Here is a 17,097-nt window from a genome sequence, read left to right as displayed (position 1 = left end):
AAATAACCAGGCTTGCGGGATAGAAATATAGGGGGTAGCTGGATGGGGCTATAAAGGAGGGCCGGAGTCTAAAAAAGGAAACTGGCACAAGCGGCCACCTACAACAGTTGGGCGGGAACATTCATAAATGTGTAAAAAGGAATAGTTTCCCACCACATTTTATGCAGAATATATACGGCATAAAACACAAGTGCCGTAACAGCCTCTTGAGAAAGCGTTACGGCATTTGTTTAAGTACAGGTTACAGGCTATTTTACCTGAACGAGGTTGTCCTGTAGAGTTTTCCAGCCATACACTGCGGCCACATAGGGGTGGAGGGAACGTGTAACTTGGCGAAAACCATTCTCGTCAATTTCATAGTTGTAGATTTTTGCGGCAATCCGTTCTGCGTCGTCACGATTTTCAGCGACACGGTACAAAACATAATTCGTGCCATCATGGTGCGACATACGGCCTCGTATATCGTAGCCGTCACCGTACCACTCTGCATCATACTGTGTAGATTGTAATATCCCGGCAATGTTGTCACCCAAAATTTGATAGCCTTGTTTGCGTCCGTTCCACAATCCTAAATCTCCAAATGCAATAATGACTCCATTGACATCCTTGTTTAGGTTCTGCCGCTCATCCCCCAATTCATTATACACTTCGTCCGACCACTCTTCATCGCTGACCTTGTAGGCATCATCGTCCAGTTCTTCTCGCTTGAAATTTTGATAATACTCTCTTGCTGTTTCATCCAATAGAGCATCACTTGACCAAATTATTTGTTTCATACATTCTAATTTTTTATTTTCCCTTCCCTTCAGAGGCTTTTACCTCGTCCGGTGGGATTTGATTTTACGTGCAAACCACAAGGCGGAAGAAGAGAACAATGCAAGGAGGAAGCGGAATCCGAAGGATTTCATTTGAACGGCATTGACTGCAAATGAAACGCGCCTTGCAGGTTCACGTCCGACTTAACTTCGCACTGTAAAATTAATGGACGGCGGACGTAACCTCACTTTTGGGAAGAAATATGGTTATAAGAGGGACTGGAAAGCTGCTCAGAGGTATGGAATTGAGAGAGTCTTCTTTTTTCTATTGAAAATCGTAATCTGCCTGTTCATCAAGTGGAGCTAAGTATAACAGTATTACCGGGTGAAGATTTCATTTGGAGCTTGGCATCGCAACAGTCACTTATAAAAGTATGATGCGTATTAATCCGGTCATGAGCAAAACAAAAGCGACCAAAAGATCGCTTTGTTCATGATAAGGCAAGAATTATTTTTTGCCTTTTTTCACGGGCTTTACCGGCTTTTCAGGAACATCCTCCTTTTCGATAGGAGGATAAAACTTGACAGCCACCATAACAACACGATTGTGCTTCACACCGACCTTGTCGGTCCACTCTTCAGGCTTAAAGTAGCCTTCAATGGTGAGCATCGTACCTTTGGTCAGTTGGTCGAATGACCCAGTATTCTCGTTTTTACGCCAAGCCTCAATATTCATAAAGGCTGAAATGCGGTTGGTTTCCTCGGCATTCCTTTCCTGACGGCTTACGGCCAATGGGAAACGTGCGACACTGCTGTTGGTGAACTCTCGGATTTCAGCGTCTTTACCTAAGAATCCGGTTACTGTGAAATTGTTTTCAATCTTTTTCATGTTGAATTGCTTTTAGAAGTTATTAAATCAATTTTTACACTGCCTAAAAAGTAGATGTCGTTTAAGGGATGCACCAAGGATAGCGCGTCAATACGCTTTATTTTTAGCCACAGGTAAAATCGAAGGCTCGATAAAGGAAGATTGAAGCGGCTACGCCATTGGTCAAGACAACCATGTCGTTCCCGTCGGCATACTATCTTTGCAGAGGAAAAATGATGATTGCTTCGATAAAAAGCGATTATGGAAAATGGGAAACAAGTAAACCGGTAATGATAAGGAAAAAGAGCAAATCCAAATGTCGGCACAAAGGCGAAACATCCGTCCGAAAGTCAGTGAAGAATAGCAAAGCCAAAGCGAGACATGCCTGGCTTGAATTGAGACTGTAACAAACAGAATACCATCCAATCAGAAAAAAGGCCACTGCATAAGGAATGTGTCAGCCAAGAGTGGACAGAAGCGTAGGTAGCCCATCCTTGGAGGATAGTGATATCCGCATCGAAAAAAAATGGAACTGGAAGGAAAAACGGCAGGAAGAACCAGACTTTTCACAAAGTGGTTTCCAATTCGCTTTGTGCGAATGGCTGGTTTCTACAAAAGGGAGTGGCGCAGCCAAAAGAAAAAGTTATAAAAGGAAAATGGAAGTAAGGCTGAAATGGGTGATTCCATTCCAGCCAGTCGATGATATTTGTCCAAGGTGTCATTGAAATTCAACCATCATAATACGATGCTCGAATATTTTGGTTTTGTCGCTGGGACGTCGCTGGCAAACCCAAAGGTGTCGTGCACCGTAACCGTATGTGAAATATTCATCAAGTGGAGTTTTTTTCTCCAACTGTCTCATGCTTTCACGCAATTCCGCCTCATTGCCAGAAAAAAGAATCGTGTTAATGATTCGGAAATAAAGTTCAGTTACCTCGTCACAATAGGGGCAAAAGCTGTGTTCAATTGTTACTTTCATGCTTCTTTTGATTTTTATTGTACTTCGATTATATCTTCAATTCGACCATATAGGACAGAACGTAGTGCGGTTTTGTCAATGGCATAATATTCGGCAATATGTCCGTGTTGTTTCACGAAATACCGTTTGAGAACATCGGAGAAGTCAAAACGGTAGCCCATTAAAGCGATACCTCTTTTGAAATGGCAGCACTCTTTCACATTGCGGGTGAGCCAGTTCTTTTCTTCCCGACTCAACTTGTCGCCATTATCAAGACGTTCCCGTAATTTGTAAACCTTGCTATCTTTCAGTTTTTCCAATTCGGGCACATCCCATTGGACGAATTTCATTGCTATCTGTGTCATGGTTTCTATGTTGTAAAATTGTAAAAATTACTTCATCACAGTATTTAATACTCTCTCTTTGCCACAGATGAAACGAACAGTGATTTTGTTGTCGAAATCACCGACAATCGTTCCATCCGTGTGTCTCTTATAGAATAAGCAAAGTGTAGGATAGAGCATAATTTTACTTTATCTTCTTCTACTCATTCAGTTACTAATTTGACCTTCCATTCTCCCTGAGAGAATATTCTAAAGCTCACGTACTCGTCTTCAAATTCATAGGTTAGAATCTTGATATAGACTTTATCTTTGTCCTCCAACGATTCTACCAATTTTTTGATTTCTTCTTCTGGATACACCCAACGAGAGGAAAATTCTGCATCTACACTATCACCATATCGATTGGTAAATTCGCTGAAAGTGTCATCCAAGAAAGCCTCTATTTTGTCGAGGTCTGTTTTATTTTCCGTTCTTGCGTGGAAAATGTTGGTTGCATAATTTGCCATAAATACCAAGTTTTAAGTTTGTTACTTTCCCTCCTGTAGCATTTCACTTACTTTCGGGCTTGATTGAAATTATGTCGCTTCAACAGGTGGCATGGCTATGTATGCAGGGTTTCACTACAAAATACGACCTCTGCGAAGCGGAGCGTGGAGATTTTGTAGTGAACCTTCAGGTTACAACCTTGCATACAATAAAGACATGGCAAATACCTTTGCGACACAATTCCCATCGGGCAGACCGAAAGTTGATATGCGAGCATGTGGGAGTTTGCTCGGTACGGATGTGTGTAAAAGGTGGCTATGAAGTAAAAGAGTATCGCAGCGAAAAGAGAAAAGAGGCAAGAGCTTATCTTCTCTTTTGGCTGTATGGGTAGAATGGGAAAATCACAAAAAGTAACATGAAAATCCAGTTTGGTTTAGTTTGTTAGCCTTATATATGCTAAACTAAATTAAACTAAATATAGGCAGGCATTTTTGGCTGCCTGTACAAAAAAGATTATCTTTGCTACAAGCAATACAACTTCAAGAGATAATAATTTGTATTCTCTTTATGAGCTGCAAATAATTTGTTAGTTAAAGTTAGGAGCAAATTCTTCGAATGATGAGAGCAGATAAAATTGCTCGGAATGCACTCTGAAAGCAAACAAACGAAAAGAAAGAAACAGAGTGCAAATAGAAAAATGAGAAATCACTTTAATTCCTATTTTTGTTCCTTATTTGTTTCTTCATTAAAATCACCTTTCTTATAACATATTGATTATAAAATATTTAAGTATGTATTTTTAAGATGGTTAAGAATATTGCCAAGTACCCTCGATTGTAGCGTTTGCTTCTTCTTCATCATCATCGCTACAAGCTGCGAAGTTCACACACATAATTACGGCTACAATAGCCATTCCGATAAATCTTAATGTTTTCATTTTAACTAATAGATTGTTATTTCTGCTCCTATGTTCCTTCTCAGAGCGTTATAAAATAATAAGGCATGAGGAACACGACATAAAGCCGCACGCTTTTTTGATTAGAAACTAAACCCTATAGAAGCAGAGACGCCATGCGGATAAACATCATCACCGTCTTTGTTCCAAGCCTCTCCGTATGCTTTGGAATTATAAGTATACCCAACTTTCAGAAACACAGATAACGTCTTATAAAAATTCCAATTCACACCAGCTCCCGGATTTGCATAGAATCCTGCTGCGTCAAGCAGACTATAGCCTACTTTCGCATCAATAAACGGAGAGATTTTCTTTTTGAGGAAGGTGTATCTCACGCTACCATATAGCGGTATGGAAGTATAATCATCGCCTAAACGTACACCTACACCTGCACCGATATAAAAACGAGAGCCAAGCTGAACCCCATGCGTTGTATAAATATCAGTAGTGCTGAACATTCCTATATCGTCAGTATGGAAAGTTCTACCGCCTTCAATAGAACCTTTGTAGTTTTGGGCGTTGCACGTTAGAGAGTTTATGCTCACTGTTACAGAAACAAGAAGCATACCGATTAATCTTAATATTTTCATTTTGTTTCAGATTGATGCTTACCTGCTCCCTTGTAAGCTGTTAAAAATAAAGAGGCGTGGGAACATTGAATATTACTGTACTGAGGCTCTCGACTGCCCTTACCCAATAATAAACAATAGCCCACGCCAAACGATATATAGACTGCTCCAAGCAGAGCAGATATATAACATCAGCGTGAGCGTTCTTGCTTATTATCTTGGGTAAAAGAATTGTCGAGATTCCAGTACAAGATAATATCTTAAACGCTCTTTTATTATAATATGTCTGCACCTCGTAAACGAAATGCAATGCAAAATTACTTTATTAAAACTAATCAGCCAAGAAAAAAGCCTTTGTTTTTTGCATATACAGCACACATGTATTGAGGAGAGATGTTTCTTAGATAGAAAAAAATGTCAACAAACCGCATTTCAGACGCTTATAGGCACTTTTTTACGTGGGGGATAAAAGTATAAAGCCGCTTCCCAAAAACCGAGAAACGGCTTCATCTTCCCATTTTGACTATCTTACCTCTTGGCTCGGAGATATGCTTTCCGACTACTTTTCATCAGTTTCAAAGCGAGGTCAGCATCAATAACTATTTTCCGTCCGACCTGCGATATAGCCTTGTCAAGGCAACCTTCCTGCTTTATTCGGTTGGCGGTTGCTATGGAGCAATGAAGTAGCTCTGCAAGTCCTTTCAATCCGTAAACAAGATGTTTTACATTCTCCGTTTTTTCAGGGTGAATGGGATTCTGATTGGAAATAACTGGTTGTAAGATATCAAGAAGTTCTTGAACCGTAAGCGCCCCCACGGGCTTGTTAATGTCCATGATTAAACATTTAATAAATTTACGTTCATCTCGCACCATATTTACAACTGTAGAAGAGTATGGTGCAGTCCTTCTGTAAAATCTGTCTTGATAGACCTATGATGCGAACATGGCTCTATAAAAAAGCCCTGATTTTACACGGTCATAATACCTTATCTATTTTCGGGTGTAAAGATAAAATAGATATTATTGAAAAACAAAGAATAGGCAGGAATATTCACTTCATCAGATTATATTCCTGCCTAATATTTATATAAGATAACAGACTATCAATCTATTAGAAATTCCATTTTCCCATATATGCAGCCTTCGTCTTGTCCGAAATCTCAATGTATGGTTTCATTGAGGCATAATCACGATGCCCCGTCCATTTCATTACGACTGTATGAGGGATTCCAAACGCAAGCGAACAACATATAAAGGTTCGGCGCCCGTCATGAGAGGAGATTATTTGATAAAATTTGTATTCTTCCCTTATGCGGTCATTTCCTATGTAGTATTCATCAACCCACGTTTTTGTTAGTTGAGCTAATAATGCAGCTTCTTTCAAATGACTGTTCAATTTCTGATTTGACAGCGGTGGGAACACATGATTTCCTTTCTGCTTCATCTTTTTATATTTCTTCAAGATTTCCAAAGCGTAATCATTCAATTCGATTTGCAGTCGTTCATCAGTCTTTTCCGTAACGATTTCCATAATCTTTCCATGTATGTCACTCCAGCAAAGGGATTTTAAATCGCTGTATCGAATGGATGTAAATGCCATAAAACAGAACATATCTCTTGATAGTTCCAATATTCCGTCTTTTTTAGGATATTGGTAATTATAAAACTGCATTAATTCTTCTATATTCAAAAAGGAAACGGGAGTCGGAATCTCTTTGAGACAAGTATTGAATTTCAGGACTTCCCGATGAATTAGCATTCCATTCTCGGCAGCCCACCGCAGAAACCAACCTAAAAATTCAAAGTACTTATTAATAGTCGTATTGCGGTATTTATGTTGTAATTTTCCGTTTTTATCTTCCGTACGATATTCAACAAACCAATCTCGGAGAGCCAGCAGTTTGTTTTCTGTAAGGTTCTGAAATGAGAGGTCAGGAGAAAAACTTCGCAAGATGTTTTTTAAGGAGATGAATTTCTTTGTCACATTCGGCACCCAGTTCTTTTGCTTCTTTTGAACTTCTATGTATTCGTCCCATACCGTAAAGAAGTTTTTGTTTTCTACTGATACCTTGACTTTTCCAAGCCTTTCATTAATCATTAGTTTGACTTCCTCCTTTGTCGGTATATGCTGGACACCCTCATAATATTTGAAAACATCCTCTATCGCATTTTTGTAGCCTCTAATGGCACGGCTTATTTCTGATGCAATCGCTTTATGCTTCCCTACCGTATGGGTCGTATTCCTTAGCGGTAATTGGTTTGCTTTATCCCATTTAGTCTCGTCGCCGTAGTAACCAATGTAAAAGTCTATTTCTCCTTTTACCCACTTCACACGACAAATAATCTGCTTGTTACGGGATTTGATGAAAACCCGTAGATTCTTTCTGATGTTCATGTTTCTATTAAATTTTAAATTAAACAATGGAGCAACAAAAAAGAGGGGTAAAAGTTGTTTTTACCCCTCTTTTTGATGCTATTTATTAAGATTTCGTGAATATGTAATATATGGATATATAATATAATGTACTGATATTGAGTATTGTTAAGTATTTAATATTATTAGTTTAAATATCAGTTCTACTCCCTGAGGGTGTACAATTCGTTATAAATCCACTGCATATAAAAATGTAGTGGATTTTTTATGTGTTTATTTTTATTTTGCTTCTGTTCTTCAACAAGATATTGAATTAATCGGAAATTTTTGTTGGTGCTCCTCTCTTTATATTTCTGCATCTTAGCGATGCCTTTGTCGCACAACCTTCTTCGTATTGATGTTTTTCCTGATAAGTAAGGATAGTCCATCAATAATGAAACCTAAAGATTCAGGTGGAAGAGTATCTTTTGATCCTTGTGAAAATGGTTACTCCCTATAATTCAAGTTCATCTTGGCAGCTAAGATACAGATCTTGCGGGCCAAGATGTGTATCTTGCGAGCTAAGATGTAGATCTTAGCCTGTAAGATGGACTTTAACTATCGGTCTGAAAAGTTTATTTTCTATGTTTCAGCACTTTAGAGTAAAGTGATTTGTTATTTTATAATTGGGTCTTTACAACCAATAAAAAGAAATGTATATCGCTCCTGTGGTTAAGTTCTGATTATATTTCCTTAGGTGTACTTTAATCATTTTTATGGGCTGCAATCGGACTGTCCCTTTTTACATAAAGATGAATGCCAACAAAAATTTCCGATTACTCCGTTTTTATGTATTTGATAGTAAATAGATAGATAATTATAGCAAAAAGACTGGAAAAAAATGGATTTTATTTTGTTTTTAACCTTGAAACTTACTATCTTTAGGAAATAGATTATAATTGGGGGCAATTAATAAGTCCTGGCCCACAGGCGAATGATATGAGAATACAATTTGAAATTAAGGAAAAGTTACCTGAAATAATCGGGGAAATTCTAAATTCCGAAAGATGGACGACCCTTATTAAGGAAGATATTTCAGGTAGGAAATTAGTCGTAATCCGTGATCGTGCATTCGATTCGGAGGCAACTGTGGAGATCTACTCTCGTGAGGTTACTATTAAAACAGCATGGTCCAGATACACTTATCGGCTGTTTATATTGGGAGATTGTGTGTGGTGTGAATACAACGGTGCTTATCGTGGGTTATTAGAACAAAACTTATTGCCGTCTATAACTCCTAAAGAGAGTTTATTGGATTCGGAAGTTTTGGATAGTTCATTGTATGGGCATGAAAAGAAAAAACTCCGGGAATATGCTGAGGATAATCTTAAACTGAAGAAATTCAGACGTGAGAATTTTAATGAAAATCGCACTGGAGTAGCTCCGTTTGATCATCCGAAAAAGGTGTATGACGAATTCATTAAAGAAGATTACATTGCTCCTTCTTCGGAAAATAATAATAAATAAGAATAATAAAGGAGGATTTTATACTATTCAGAGTATCAATCCTCCTTTATTTCTATAGAGGATTACTCTCTGTATCCTCCATTTCCGGTGCATCATGTATACTTTTCATTATAAATGCCCACGTGATAAGCAAAAAAGCTATATAAATAATTATATATTCCATAATCCCTTTATTTTATTGACTATATAACAGGTTGGATTTTGAAAAGATGTTCGTATTACATTTTTTTTGCATATTCGGATGAAAATAAATGCATTGTTCCTGAGAATACGATACATTTCTCCAATAATAACATCAGTAAGAGATTTATTTGTCATCAGAGTAGCCATATTCTTTAAGAGTATTTCTGCCAATCTCCTCCAGACAGCTTCTCAGAAACTTCCCTATTTTTTTCATGATCACATTCCTTTCATTTTAGTTGTCATTCGCCGATATAACAAAAATGATAATTCATGAGTTGTATTTTGATATTGCTTTTTGGGGGGATCTGGCTATTATTTGATCTGTATCAAGTAAACAATACAAAACGGATAGTTGTTTATATTATAAAATCTAAAAATATAAACTTATGATTTACAAATTTTTATTTCCTCTTAAACCAGACAGTATGGGAGCATCCGCATTCCTGCTGATTCTAAGAATCTCGTTTGGATTATTGTTAATGAATCATGGCATACAAAAATGGAGTAATTTTCAGGAACTTTCCACATCCTTTCCTGATCCGTTGGGATTAGGTTCTCCCCTCTCCTTGGGGTTGGCCATTTTTGCAGAGTTAGTATGTTCGATGGCCTTTATTATAGGTTTTCTTTACAGGTTGGCCATGATTCCAATGATCTTTACTATGGGTATTGCATTCTTTGTTATTCATGCAAATGATGCATTTGCAATGAAAGAATTGGCATTAGTATATTTGATTGTTTTTATTTTGATGTATATAAGCGGACCGGGGAAATATTCTGTCGATTATATGATAGGCCGGCAACTCCGAAACAAAAGGAAAATGTAAGCAGAAAAGTAACCTAAATTTGTTCTCTTTAGCTAAAAAAGAGTATATTTGCAGATTATAACAGGATCGTTTTTATATAAATGATCCATAATATTAACCTAATAACAAATAAAAAAATTAGTATGAAAAAGAACAGATTAACTTTGGTTGCTGCCATTTTTCTCAGTGGTACTATCCTGTTTAGTTCATGTGTAGGATCATTCGGATTGTTCAATCGCATTTCGTCATGGAATCAGTCCATTGGTACAAAATTTGTAAATGAACTTGTTTTCCTTGCTTTAAATATCGTTCCGGTATATGGTGTCGCTTATCTGGCAGATGCATTGGTAATTAACTCAATCGAATTCTGGAGTGGCACCAATCCTATGGCTAATGTAGGTGATGTGAAGAAAGTAAAGGGTGAGAACGGAGATTATCTGGTAAAGACCCTTGAGAATGGTTATTCCATCACTAAAGAAGGTGAAGATTCAGCTATGGAGTTGATTTATAACAAAGAAGCAAACACTTGGAATGTTGTTGCTGACGGAGTCAGCACGGAATTGTTGAAAATGAACAATGACGGTACTGCTGAAATGAATTTACCGAATGGAGAAAAGATGAACGTAACTCTTGATGCACAAGGTATGATGGCTGCACGTCAGGCTACAATGGGCGGACTGCTTTTTGCAGCACGCTGATTATCGAAATAACTATAAATATAAAGATGAAACCGCTCTGAGAGTCAGTTTCATCTTTTTTTTATCTCTATCCTTAATAGAATCAGAATGGATAGCCTACAGCAAAATGAAATGCGAAATCACGGCTAAATTTAGGATGAATAATAGGATAACGTTCTTTTGTTTTCTCATATTTAGGATTTACAGCTTTCATACCTCCGTCAAAACGAAGTACAAAAAAGTCAAGGTCCAGTCTGAGCCCTAATCCATAAGCCACTGCGATTTGCTTATAGAACTTGTCGAATTCAAAAGCTCCTCCCGGCTGGTTTTCATATTCACGGATAGTCCATATGTTACCTGCATCGATAAATGCCGCTCCGCGGAACTTCCAAAACAGACGGGTCCGGTATTCGATGCTTGCATCCAATTTGATATCTCCGGACTGATTCATGAAATTTCCATCGCCGGCAAAAGAGCCCGGTCCTAAATTACGTACAGACCATCCTCTTACGCTGTTGGCTCCTCCTGAGAAATAACGTTTCTCAAAAGGAACTACCTTTGCATTTCCATAAGGTACGGCAACTCCTATCCCCGCATGAAACGCAAGGGAATTGCGATGATCGATTATAATATTCTTGGCAAAATCAAAGTCACCTTTCAAATATTGTGCATAAGGTATCCCTAAAATAGCATATTCCCCATCTTTATTCTTTCTCATATTAATCATTTTAGAGACTCCGTAAAGAATGTTGCCTGCAGATTCGAAGCCTGCCCGTATGGAATAAGAATTGGAAGTTATCGTATTATTGACAAGGGTTCCTCCTGCACTATTATAGTTATAAGTATATCCCATACGTACAATAAGACGATTTTCATAATTATATCTGAGGATGTAGTTGTCTTTGTCCTTATCAATATAGTCTTCCTGGAATTGAGGAGAAATCCAGGGAAGGTAGAGGTAACTGATATCCAATAAATCGATGCGGTGCTGAATCTTTTGTTTTTGCATCCATTTGTAGCTCCATGAAGCCGAAGCAATGGTGCGGGAGAACTCGGGGCGTAATTGATAATTGTATTGTAGTCCGAACTCTGTCGTTGCTCTTATCCGCCGTTTAAAGTCAGAAGTAAGAAAGGGAAATAAGAAACTGGGGAAATTGATGCTTGTTTCAACTCCGTATTCAGTATAATTATGGTTTTTATATCCCGGCTGTAATCCGGATATGGCCTCATAAGCTCCTCGGAATTTTACCATGAAAGTTTCTGAGCCGCGAAATAAATTTCTATGTTGAAAAGAAACGGACGCGGCAGCTCCCAAATCACCTGCCGAATTAGTACCTTCCAACTCAAAAGAAATGGATTTATGCTTGCTTTTGGTTAGCATTACATAGCAATTCAGTCTGGTACTATCGTCATTTTGTGTCTCAAAAAAACGAATGTTAGTATACTTGAGAGCTGAAAGCCTCCCAAAATAAGTATAGGTCTTTTGTACGTTACGTTCATCATATAAATCTCCGGAGGTGAATCTTAAGTTATCTACGAGCACTTTAGGACGTAAATACAGTTGGTCTTTATAATAGATCGGGAATCCGTTATAATGCAAAGAGTCATTAATTTCAATGCTGCTCAGAGCTGATGATTGCAAGACATCATAATCAGTAATAAAATTGATTTTGTTGATCTTGTACTGAGGATGTTCTTTAGGAACATCACCAACATAAGCTTTATAGGGCAACAGATGTAAAGTCAAATCTACTTGATAAGTATTGCGGGCAGTATCTGCCGTATAAGTAATATAATCCTTATTAAATTTATAATAACCGTTACACAATAAGTAGTCTGTAATACGTTGCCGTTCCGCATCAAGTGTGTTTACATCGAAAAGCATTCCTTCTTTCAACGTTGATTTGGTAGAATCATTTTGAAGATATTCGGCTATTTTCTTATCAGAAATATCATACTTCAGTGTGCGTACAGTATAAGGTTTGCCTGAATTGATTTCATAAAACAGTTTTAGCTTTTTCTTTTTAGTTTTTATGGTTCTTTTTACGGTAGCTCCCATATAGCCGAGATTCTGCACTGCTTTTGCAATTTCTTCTTGCGAACGGATAGCATCGGCTTCATTATAGATAACCGGAGCATCTCCTATCTTGCGCAAGAATTTATTGAGCCATTTCGTAGAATCCCTTCCGGACCAATTATACACATACAGTTGAGTCTTGACTGCACTGAACCATTTCGAGTTAGGATTCTGTCGCACATAAAGTCGCATGTCCGACGGTTTTATGTCTTTATTATCAGTATGTATTTTTACTTCATCCAACAAATAAGAACCCTCCGGCACAAACTTAGTGGCAGAACACGAAGCCAGTGACAAAACAAAATAAAGAAGAATCGTGTAAAGAACTCCTTTCTTCATATACGGTTTTTAATAGATTACGCCAAATAGGTTACAAATATAAACCATATTTTTTGTTTGGGGAAATAAAAATGCCGGAAGAGCATTTCTACTTTTCCGGCATTTTTATAGATGATTACATCATTTAAGCCTAAACCTGACCGGAAGTGTAAATCGTGAGTTTACATTTTCGCCTTTGTGCTTTCCAGGAATCCAATCAGGCATTGAGTTTACCACTCTGATAGCTTCCGCATCAAGTAGCGGAGATACGCTTTTTACAACAATCGGGTTAAGCAGTTTACCATTCTTAGAAACAACAAACTGAACTACTACCTGACCTTCTTCCTTGTTTTCAATGGCTTGGGCCGGATATTTGATGCTCTTTGCAATAAACTGTAAGCATGCCTTCATTCCATCCGGAAATGTAGGAGCACTATCAACGACATCATACACTACGTCTTTTAGTATAGCTACAGAGTCCGGTACAACTTCTTCTTTAAGGGATTGTGTGGCACTTACAGAGTCTTTCACTTCGGTAACAGCCTGCTCGTTACTTGTTTTACTCCCGCAATTGCTAAACAATAGCAACATGGCTACTACCGGCAGAAATATCAGAAATTTGCTCTTCATAATTTTTTGAGTTCTTTTTTCGTTCAACATTTTAATTCGTTTTTAAAGGTTATACATTAGGATTAATATCTGGATTTGCTGCAGCCAATCAGAGCTTATTTATTTTTTAAGAGAAGATACTGTTCTTCTTTCTTTATTGTATTTTATGTGTCTGGGCATACCTTCTTCGTTCTGGATATCAATATAATGATGTATTACAAATCTACTAAATTTAAGTAGATAGTTTATATTTATCAATATAAAGTTTGTTAATGGTAAGAAAATAAAGACATAAAAAGGATTAGAAATATAATAGTTAATTGGGAATATCTTTATAGCTTTGCCGTAAAATTAGAGTTAGATGGGAACATTAAGTAAAAATAGAGTTAAATATATCCGATCGCTGGAATTAAAAAAAAATAGGAAAGAAGAAAGAATCTTTCTGGCAGAAGGTCCCAAATTGGTAGGTGATTTACTGGGACATTTCCCTTGCAAGTTTTTGGCGGCCACTTCGGAATGGCTTAGAGAACATTCTGCAGTTAAGGCTGTGGAGGTAATTGAAGTCGGTCCTGAGGATTTATCTCGTGCCAGTTTGTTGAAGAGCCCTCAACAAGTACTGGCATTGTTTGAACAACCGAAGTACGAGATCAATACAGAAGTTATTCGTAACTCTTTATGTTTAGCTTTGGATGATATTCAAGACCCCGGTAATCTTGGGACAATCATTCGTCTTGCAGACTGGTTTGGCATTGAACACATTTTCTGTTCGCCCAATACTGTTGATGTTTTTAATCCTAAAGCCATACAAGCTACCATGGGAGGCATTGCCAGAGTAAAAGTACATTATATCGCATTGCCAGAGTTGATTCATGTACTGGGAAATGTACCGGTATATGGTACCTTTCTGGATGGAAAGAATATGTATGAGCAGCCTTTGTCTAAGAATGGAATAATAGTAATGGGGAATGAAGGAAATGGTATTGGAGCCGAAGTGGAAAAGCTGGTAAACCGTAAGTTATACATTCCAAATTATCCTCAGGAACGCGAGACCTCAGAATCATTGAATGTAGCCATTGCTACCGCAATTGTCTGCGCTGAGTTTCGGCGACAGGCCGCATTGTAGCAAAGTCAAATGGAAATAACAAATAAGCCTGCCATTTCATGCATGAGGTAATTTCCGGAATAGTAATACTTTGTTCATCGGTATTGGTTAAGTTGAATAAAGTATTATTTATATCCATCCTTTCTTGCGGAATCAATAAAATGACACCGGGAAACCATTCTACAGATTCAATTTCTTCACCACAGGGAAAAATACGATAGACATACTCTCCCTCCATTTCTATGGCATGCAGTTTTAAAAATCCACTTTCCGGAATAAATATATAATGTGCAGCAAAACGTTTCATCTTATCTTCTAATTATTCTGACGACGCAATGGTCTCCTTGGATTAGTTCGTTGCTGTCTTTCTAATTGCTGTTTTTCTTTTTCTATTTGTTGCTCTTTCTCTCGTTGTTCCGGTTTAACGGGACGGACATCGTTATTGGGGCGGTTCAAATCCTTTGGATTAGTCCGTTGATGTACCGGCGTCGTTTGAATAGTATCTTGGGGAGCTTTCTTCCGGATAGAATCTACTTTGTTTTTTTCTGTTATTGAGTCGGCATTTAAAGAGTCTTTTCCCATTTGTGTTAATGAGTCATTTACATGATAACGGGTCAACGAAATGTCGCTAACCAAAAGTGTTGTTGACTTTTGGGATTGCGGATAGAAAATGAATCCTTTTATTTCCTTGATAGTCATCGTATCTGATTGAAGACGAATGTCCTGAATTCCTGATTCAAATATATGTTTCGTGCAACTATTGGTCACACTGTCGTTCTTATAAACAATCTGCATGGCCATTACCGGAGCCATTGTTGAGTCCGGCATTCCATTCAGGAAGTTATATTGTATTTTCCAGAGCAATACATCACGTTTCTTGAAATTTGTATCAGAAGGTAATGTGAACGTGAACTTATTATTCAATGGAGATCCCGTTAACTGGGCAACCCTCTGCCATGCCCAGACATCGATACTGTCGCCTGGAGCAGACATCTTAGGCTTATTATCACGCAATGCTATTAAGTGGTTGATGGCATCCTGTTGGGCTTTCAGCCTTTTATTTACCTTTTCATAGATTTCCGATAGTATTTTTGTGTTGCGTGTATACCATACCATAGACGAGTCAAAAACTTCTTCTGTTGTACCATATTTCTTAAATACAGCTTCTACATACAGTGCTTTTTTGTAATTCTCGCCACCAGGCATGTTCTCACCCATCGCTTTGGCAATGTGGTAATCGTATAGCAGATTTTCCATCTGTGATTCTGATATAACGCTATCAGGTCTTTTCACCTTACAAGCAGATGTTATCAGTACCAAAAGACAGATACAACATAATTGAAACCGGAAATACTTTTTCATTACCTCTTTTTTACTTTTTGGTCACAGAATGATGGTATGAATCATTCAGATATTTGCTATAGAACAGTAATAAGGCAATAATTCCGCAGCTAATGGCGGCATCTGCGAAATTGAAGATCGGACTAAAGAAAATGAAATGCTCTCCACCTACAAAAGGCATCCATGCCGGCCAGTTTGTATCGATAATCGGGAAATAAAACATATCAACTACTTTACCATAGAACCAAGTGGAGTAACCACCTCCTTCGGGCATAAAACTGGCTATTTGTGAATGTGTGCTTTCGTTGAAAAAGACTCCATAGAAAACACTGTCAATAATGTTACCCAGTGCACCGGTCAAGATTAACGATACACAAATGATATATCCGGTTTTTAATCCTCTTTTTACTATTTTATATAAGTACCACCCTATCAAGCCTACTGCAACGATTCGGAATGTAGTCAGAAAGAGTTTTCCAAATATCTCCATTCCAAACGCCATACCATTATTTTCGGTAAAATAAATATAAAACCAATCTGTAATACGGATACTCTCATGCCAATACATATGAGTCTTGATCCAGATTTTAATCACTTGATCAATGATCAGCACAGAAAAAATGACGAGCAGAGCGATTTGTCCTTTCGTGAGTAGTTTCTTCATTTTGTTAAGCTATCAGTTATATAAGTTACGAGCTACCAATTACAAGCTAAAGAGAAACACGATATTGCCGTGTATACACTTGTCTCTTGCAATAGGTAGCTCGTAGCCTACTATTTATTTCTTTCCACTGTTCTTTGCTTCAATGCTCAGTGTAGCATGAGGCACGGCACGCAGACGTTCTGCCGGAATTAATTTTCCTGTTTCACGGCAAATACCATACGTTTTATTCTCGATACGTACAAGAGCAGCCTGTAAACCCTGAATAAACTTCAGTTGGCGTTGAGCCAAACGTGTAGTCTCTTCTTTCGACAATGTATTTGCTCCTTCTTCCAAGACTTTATATGTGGGGGACGTGTCATCTGTGTCATTTCCGTCCAGCCCCATTAAGCTCAGTTTTAACTGTTCATAGTCACGTTGTGCTAATTCCAGTTTTTCATTAATGATGGCACGGAATTCTTCTAACTCCGCATCCGAATATCTTGTCTTTTCTGCCATAACTTTTACTGTT

General features: G+C 37.8%; 21 protein-coding genes. 6 read left to right on the top strand and 15 right to left on the bottom strand.

All coding sequences use genetic code 11. From position 1 onward, the window contains the following. Positions 1-248: 248 nt before the first annotated feature. Positions 249-776 (bottom strand): hypothetical protein, encoded by a 528-nt coding sequence (locus R3O62_RS15165; protein WP_004308734.1) that lies wholly within the window; start codon positions 774-776, stop codon positions 249-251. A 487-nt stretch (positions 777-1,263) separates the two neighbouring features. After that, on the bottom strand, positions 1,264-1,644 hold the full coding sequence (locus R3O62_RS15160; RefSeq protein ID WP_004308735.1) for a single-stranded DNA-binding protein: 381 nt from the start codon (positions 1,642-1,644) through the stop codon (positions 1,264-1,266). Positions 1,645-2,075: 431 nt separating this feature from the next. Between R3O62_RS15160 and R3O62_RS15155 the strand changes: the two genes are divergently transcribed. Continuing rightward, positions 2,076-2,348 (top strand): hypothetical protein, encoded by a 273-nt coding sequence (locus tag R3O62_RS15155; RefSeq protein ID WP_004323449.1) that lies wholly within the window; start codon positions 2,076-2,078, stop codon positions 2,346-2,348. Here the strand turns inward: R3O62_RS15155 and R3O62_RS15150 are convergent. From R3O62_RS15150 to R3O62_RS15140, 3 genes are all read right to left on the bottom strand, one after another. Then, positions 2,342-2,602, bottom strand: coding sequence for a hypothetical protein (locus R3O62_RS15150; RefSeq protein WP_004308737.1), 261 nt, complete (start codon positions 2,600-2,602; stop codon positions 2,342-2,344). The two genes, R3O62_RS15155 and R3O62_RS15150, sit on opposite strands and share 7 nt — an antisense overlap. A 14-nt stretch (positions 2,603-2,616) precedes the next feature. Next, a complete protein-coding gene (locus R3O62_RS15145) occupies positions 2,617-2,946 on the bottom strand; it encodes a hypothetical protein (protein ID WP_004323450.1) in 330 nt (109 codons plus the stop codon). Between the two features lie 182 nt (positions 2,947-3,128). After that, positions 3,129-3,431, bottom strand: coding sequence for a hypothetical protein (locus R3O62_RS15140; RefSeq protein WP_004323452.1), 303 nt, complete (start codon positions 3,429-3,431; stop codon positions 3,129-3,131). Positions 3,432-3,502: 71 nt separating this feature from the next. On the opposite strand from R3O62_RS15140, the gene R3O62_RS15135 reads away from it, so the two are divergent. Then, positions 3,503-3,802 carry a hypothetical protein gene (locus tag R3O62_RS15135; protein ID WP_032946529.1) on the top strand — a complete coding sequence of 100 codons (300 nt, stop codon included), beginning with the start codon at positions 3,503-3,505 and terminating at the stop codon, positions 3,800-3,802. A 417-nt stretch (positions 3,803-4,219) separates the two neighbouring features. Here R3O62_RS15135 and R3O62_RS15130 read toward each other — a convergent pair whose 3' ends face one another. The 4 genes from R3O62_RS15130 to R3O62_RS15115 all read right to left on the bottom strand — a co-directional run bounded on the left by R3O62_RS15130 (position 4,220) and on the right by R3O62_RS15115 (position 7,330). Beyond that, positions 4,220-4,348: a hypothetical protein gene (locus R3O62_RS15130; RefSeq protein WP_317472612.1), complete on the bottom strand. Its 129-nt coding sequence runs from the start codon at positions 4,346-4,348 to the stop codon at positions 4,220-4,222. A gap of 101 nt (positions 4,349-4,449) precedes the next feature. Then, positions 4,450-4,956, bottom strand: coding sequence for a hypothetical protein (locus R3O62_RS15125; protein ID WP_032539296.1), 507 nt, complete (start codon positions 4,954-4,956; stop codon positions 4,450-4,452). A gap of 507 nt (positions 4,957-5,463) precedes the next feature. Further along, a complete protein-coding gene (locus R3O62_RS15120; RefSeq protein ID WP_080715506.1) occupies positions 5,464-5,772 on the bottom strand; it encodes a DUF3853 family protein in 309 nt (102 codons plus the stop codon). A 274-nt stretch (positions 5,773-6,046) separates the two neighbouring features. Beyond that, positions 6,047-7,330: a site-specific integrase gene (locus tag R3O62_RS15115; RefSeq protein WP_317472552.1), complete on the bottom strand. Its 1,284-nt coding sequence runs from the start codon at positions 7,328-7,330 to the stop codon at positions 6,047-6,049. 957 nt (positions 7,331-8,287) lie between these two features. On the opposite strand from R3O62_RS15115, the gene R3O62_RS15110 reads away from it, so the two are divergent. The 3 genes from R3O62_RS15110 to R3O62_RS15100 all read left to right on the top strand — a co-directional run bounded on the left by R3O62_RS15110 (position 8,288) and on the right by R3O62_RS15100 (position 10,499). Continuing rightward, the gene (locus R3O62_RS15110; protein WP_005806074.1) at positions 8,288-8,815 is read left to right on the top strand and encodes a hypothetical protein; all 528 of its coding nucleotides are present in this window, start codon (positions 8,288-8,290) and stop codon (positions 8,813-8,815) included. A 569-nt stretch (positions 8,816-9,384) separates the two neighbouring features. Further along, positions 9,385-9,822, top strand: coding sequence for a DoxX family protein (locus R3O62_RS15105; protein ID WP_005806070.1), 438 nt, complete (start codon positions 9,385-9,387; stop codon positions 9,820-9,822). A gap of 122 nt (positions 9,823-9,944) precedes the next feature. Further along, positions 9,945-10,499 carry a DUF3332 domain-containing protein gene (locus tag R3O62_RS15100; protein WP_005806068.1) on the top strand — a complete coding sequence of 185 codons (555 nt, stop codon included), beginning with the start codon at positions 9,945-9,947 and terminating at the stop codon, positions 10,497-10,499. A gap of 82 nt (positions 10,500-10,581) precedes the next feature. Here the strand turns inward: R3O62_RS15100 and R3O62_RS15095 are convergent, their stop codons facing one another. Together R3O62_RS15095 and R3O62_RS15090 are read right to left on the bottom strand one after the other, a co-directional pair. Further along, a complete protein-coding gene (locus R3O62_RS15095; RefSeq protein WP_005777747.1) occupies positions 10,582-12,894 on the bottom strand; it encodes a BamA/TamA family outer membrane protein in 2,313 nt (770 codons plus the stop codon). Between the two features lie 120 nt (positions 12,895-13,014). After that, complete coding sequence (locus R3O62_RS15090; protein WP_234076987.1) at positions 13,015-13,503, bottom strand: energy transducer TonB; 489 nt, start codon at positions 13,501-13,503, stop codon at positions 13,015-13,017. Between the two features lie 340 nt (positions 13,504-13,843). On the opposite strand from R3O62_RS15090, the gene R3O62_RS15085 reads away from it, so the two are divergent. Next, a complete protein-coding gene (locus R3O62_RS15085; protein ID WP_032530014.1) occupies positions 13,844-14,605 on the top strand; it encodes a TrmH family RNA methyltransferase in 762 nt (253 codons plus the stop codon). Here the strand turns inward: R3O62_RS15085 and R3O62_RS15080 are convergent. The 4 genes from R3O62_RS15080 to R3O62_RS15065 all read right to left on the bottom strand — a co-directional run bounded on the left by R3O62_RS15080 (position 14,559) and on the right by R3O62_RS15065 (position 17,084). Next, complete coding sequence (locus tag R3O62_RS15080) at positions 14,559-14,891, bottom strand: hypothetical protein (RefSeq protein ID WP_032530015.1); 333 nt, start codon at positions 14,889-14,891, stop codon at positions 14,559-14,561. The two genes, R3O62_RS15085 and R3O62_RS15080, sit on opposite strands and share 47 nt — an antisense overlap. Before the next feature lie 8 nt (positions 14,892-14,899). Further along, on the bottom strand, positions 14,900-15,946 hold the full coding sequence (locus R3O62_RS15075; protein WP_317471681.1) for a DUF4296 domain-containing protein: 1,047 nt from the start codon (positions 15,944-15,946) through the stop codon (positions 14,900-14,902). A 10-nt stretch (positions 15,947-15,956) separates the two neighbouring features. After that, the gene (locus tag R3O62_RS15070) at positions 15,957-16,589 is read right to left on the bottom strand and encodes a lipoprotein signal peptidase (RefSeq protein ID WP_005777738.1); all 633 of its coding nucleotides are present in this window, start codon (positions 16,587-16,589) and stop codon (positions 15,957-15,959) included. Positions 16,590-16,703: 114 nt separating this feature from the next. Next, a complete protein-coding gene (locus R3O62_RS15065) occupies positions 16,704-17,084 on the bottom strand; it encodes a TraR/DksA family transcriptional regulator (protein WP_005777736.1) in 381 nt (126 codons plus the stop codon). Positions 17,085-17,097: the final 13 nt, after the last annotated feature.

It is taken from the genome of Bacteroides hominis (genome assembly GCF_033042785.2).
Lineage (GTDB): Bacteria > Bacteroidota > Bacteroidia > Bacteroidales > Bacteroidaceae > Bacteroides > Bacteroides hominis.
The sequence above is the reverse complement of the archived record's forward strand: the minus strand, read 5'-3'. Positions and strand labels throughout refer to the sequence as shown.

What these genes read in the sequence shown, in the direction of transcription:
- R3O62_RS15165 (WP_004308734.1), bottom strand. Translation starts at nt 776, where the DNA reads ATGAAACAAATAATTTGGTCAAGTGATGCTCTATTGGATGAAACAGCA.
- R3O62_RS15160 (WP_004308735.1), bottom strand. Translation starts at nt 1,644, where the DNA reads ATGAAAAAGATTGAAAACAATTTCACAGTAACCGGATTCTTAGGTAAA.
- R3O62_RS15155 (WP_004323449.1), top strand. Translation starts at nt 2,076, where the DNA reads ATGTGTCAGCCAAGAGTGGACAGAAGCGTAGGTAGCCCATCCTTGGAG.
- R3O62_RS15150 (WP_004308737.1), bottom strand. Translation starts at nt 2,602, where the DNA reads ATGAAAGTAACAATTGAACACAGCTTTTGCCCCTATTGTGACGAGGTA.
- R3O62_RS15145 (WP_004323450.1), bottom strand. Translation starts at nt 2,946, where the DNA reads ATGACACAGATAGCAATGAAATTCGTCCAATGGGATGTGCCCGAATTG.
- R3O62_RS15140 (WP_004323452.1), bottom strand. Translation starts at nt 3,431, where the DNA reads ATGGCAAATTATGCAACCAACATTTTCCACGCAAGAACGGAAAATAAA.
- R3O62_RS15135 (WP_032946529.1), top strand. Translation starts at nt 3,503, where the DNA reads ATGTCGCTTCAACAGGTGGCATGGCTATGTATGCAGGGTTTCACTACA.
- R3O62_RS15130 (WP_317472612.1), bottom strand. Translation starts at nt 4,348, where the DNA reads ATGAAAACATTAAGATTTATCGGAATGGCTATTGTAGCCGTAATTATG.
- R3O62_RS15125 (WP_032539296.1), bottom strand. Translation starts at nt 4,956, where the DNA reads ATGAAAATATTAAGATTAATCGGTATGCTTCTTGTTTCTGTAACAGTG.
- R3O62_RS15115 (WP_317472552.1), bottom strand. Translation starts at nt 7,330, where the DNA reads ATGAACATCAGAAAGAATCTACGGGTTTTCATCAAATCCCGTAACAAG.
- R3O62_RS15110 (WP_005806074.1), top strand. Translation starts at nt 8,288, where the DNA reads ATGAGAATACAATTTGAAATTAAGGAAAAGTTACCTGAAATAATCGGG.
- R3O62_RS15105 (WP_005806070.1), top strand. Translation starts at nt 9,385, where the DNA reads ATGATTTACAAATTTTTATTTCCTCTTAAACCAGACAGTATGGGAGCA.
- R3O62_RS15100 (WP_005806068.1), top strand. Translation starts at nt 9,945, where the DNA reads ATGAAAAAGAACAGATTAACTTTGGTTGCTGCCATTTTTCTCAGTGGT.
- R3O62_RS15095 (WP_005777747.1), bottom strand. Translation starts at nt 12,894, where the DNA reads ATGAAGAAAGGAGTTCTTTACACGATTCTTCTTTATTTTGTTTTGTCA.
- R3O62_RS15090 (WP_234076987.1), bottom strand. Translation starts at nt 13,503, where the DNA reads ATGAAGAGCAAATTTCTGATATTTCTGCCGGTAGTAGCCATGTTGCTA.
- R3O62_RS15085 (WP_032530014.1), top strand. Translation starts at nt 13,844, where the DNA reads ATGGGAACATTAAGTAAAAATAGAGTTAAATATATCCGATCGCTGGAA.
- R3O62_RS15080 (WP_032530015.1), bottom strand. Translation starts at nt 14,891, where the DNA reads ATGAAACGTTTTGCTGCACATTATATATTTATTCCGGAAAGTGGATTT.
- R3O62_RS15075 (WP_317471681.1), bottom strand. Translation starts at nt 15,946, where the DNA reads ATGAAAAAGTATTTCCGGTTTCAATTATGTTGTATCTGTCTTTTGGTA.
- R3O62_RS15070 (WP_005777738.1), bottom strand. Translation starts at nt 16,589, where the DNA reads ATGAAGAAACTACTCACGAAAGGACAAATCGCTCTGCTCGTCATTTTT.
- R3O62_RS15065 (WP_005777736.1), bottom strand. Translation starts at nt 17,084, where the DNA reads ATGGCAGAAAAGACAAGATATTCGGATGCGGAGTTAGAAGAATTCCGT.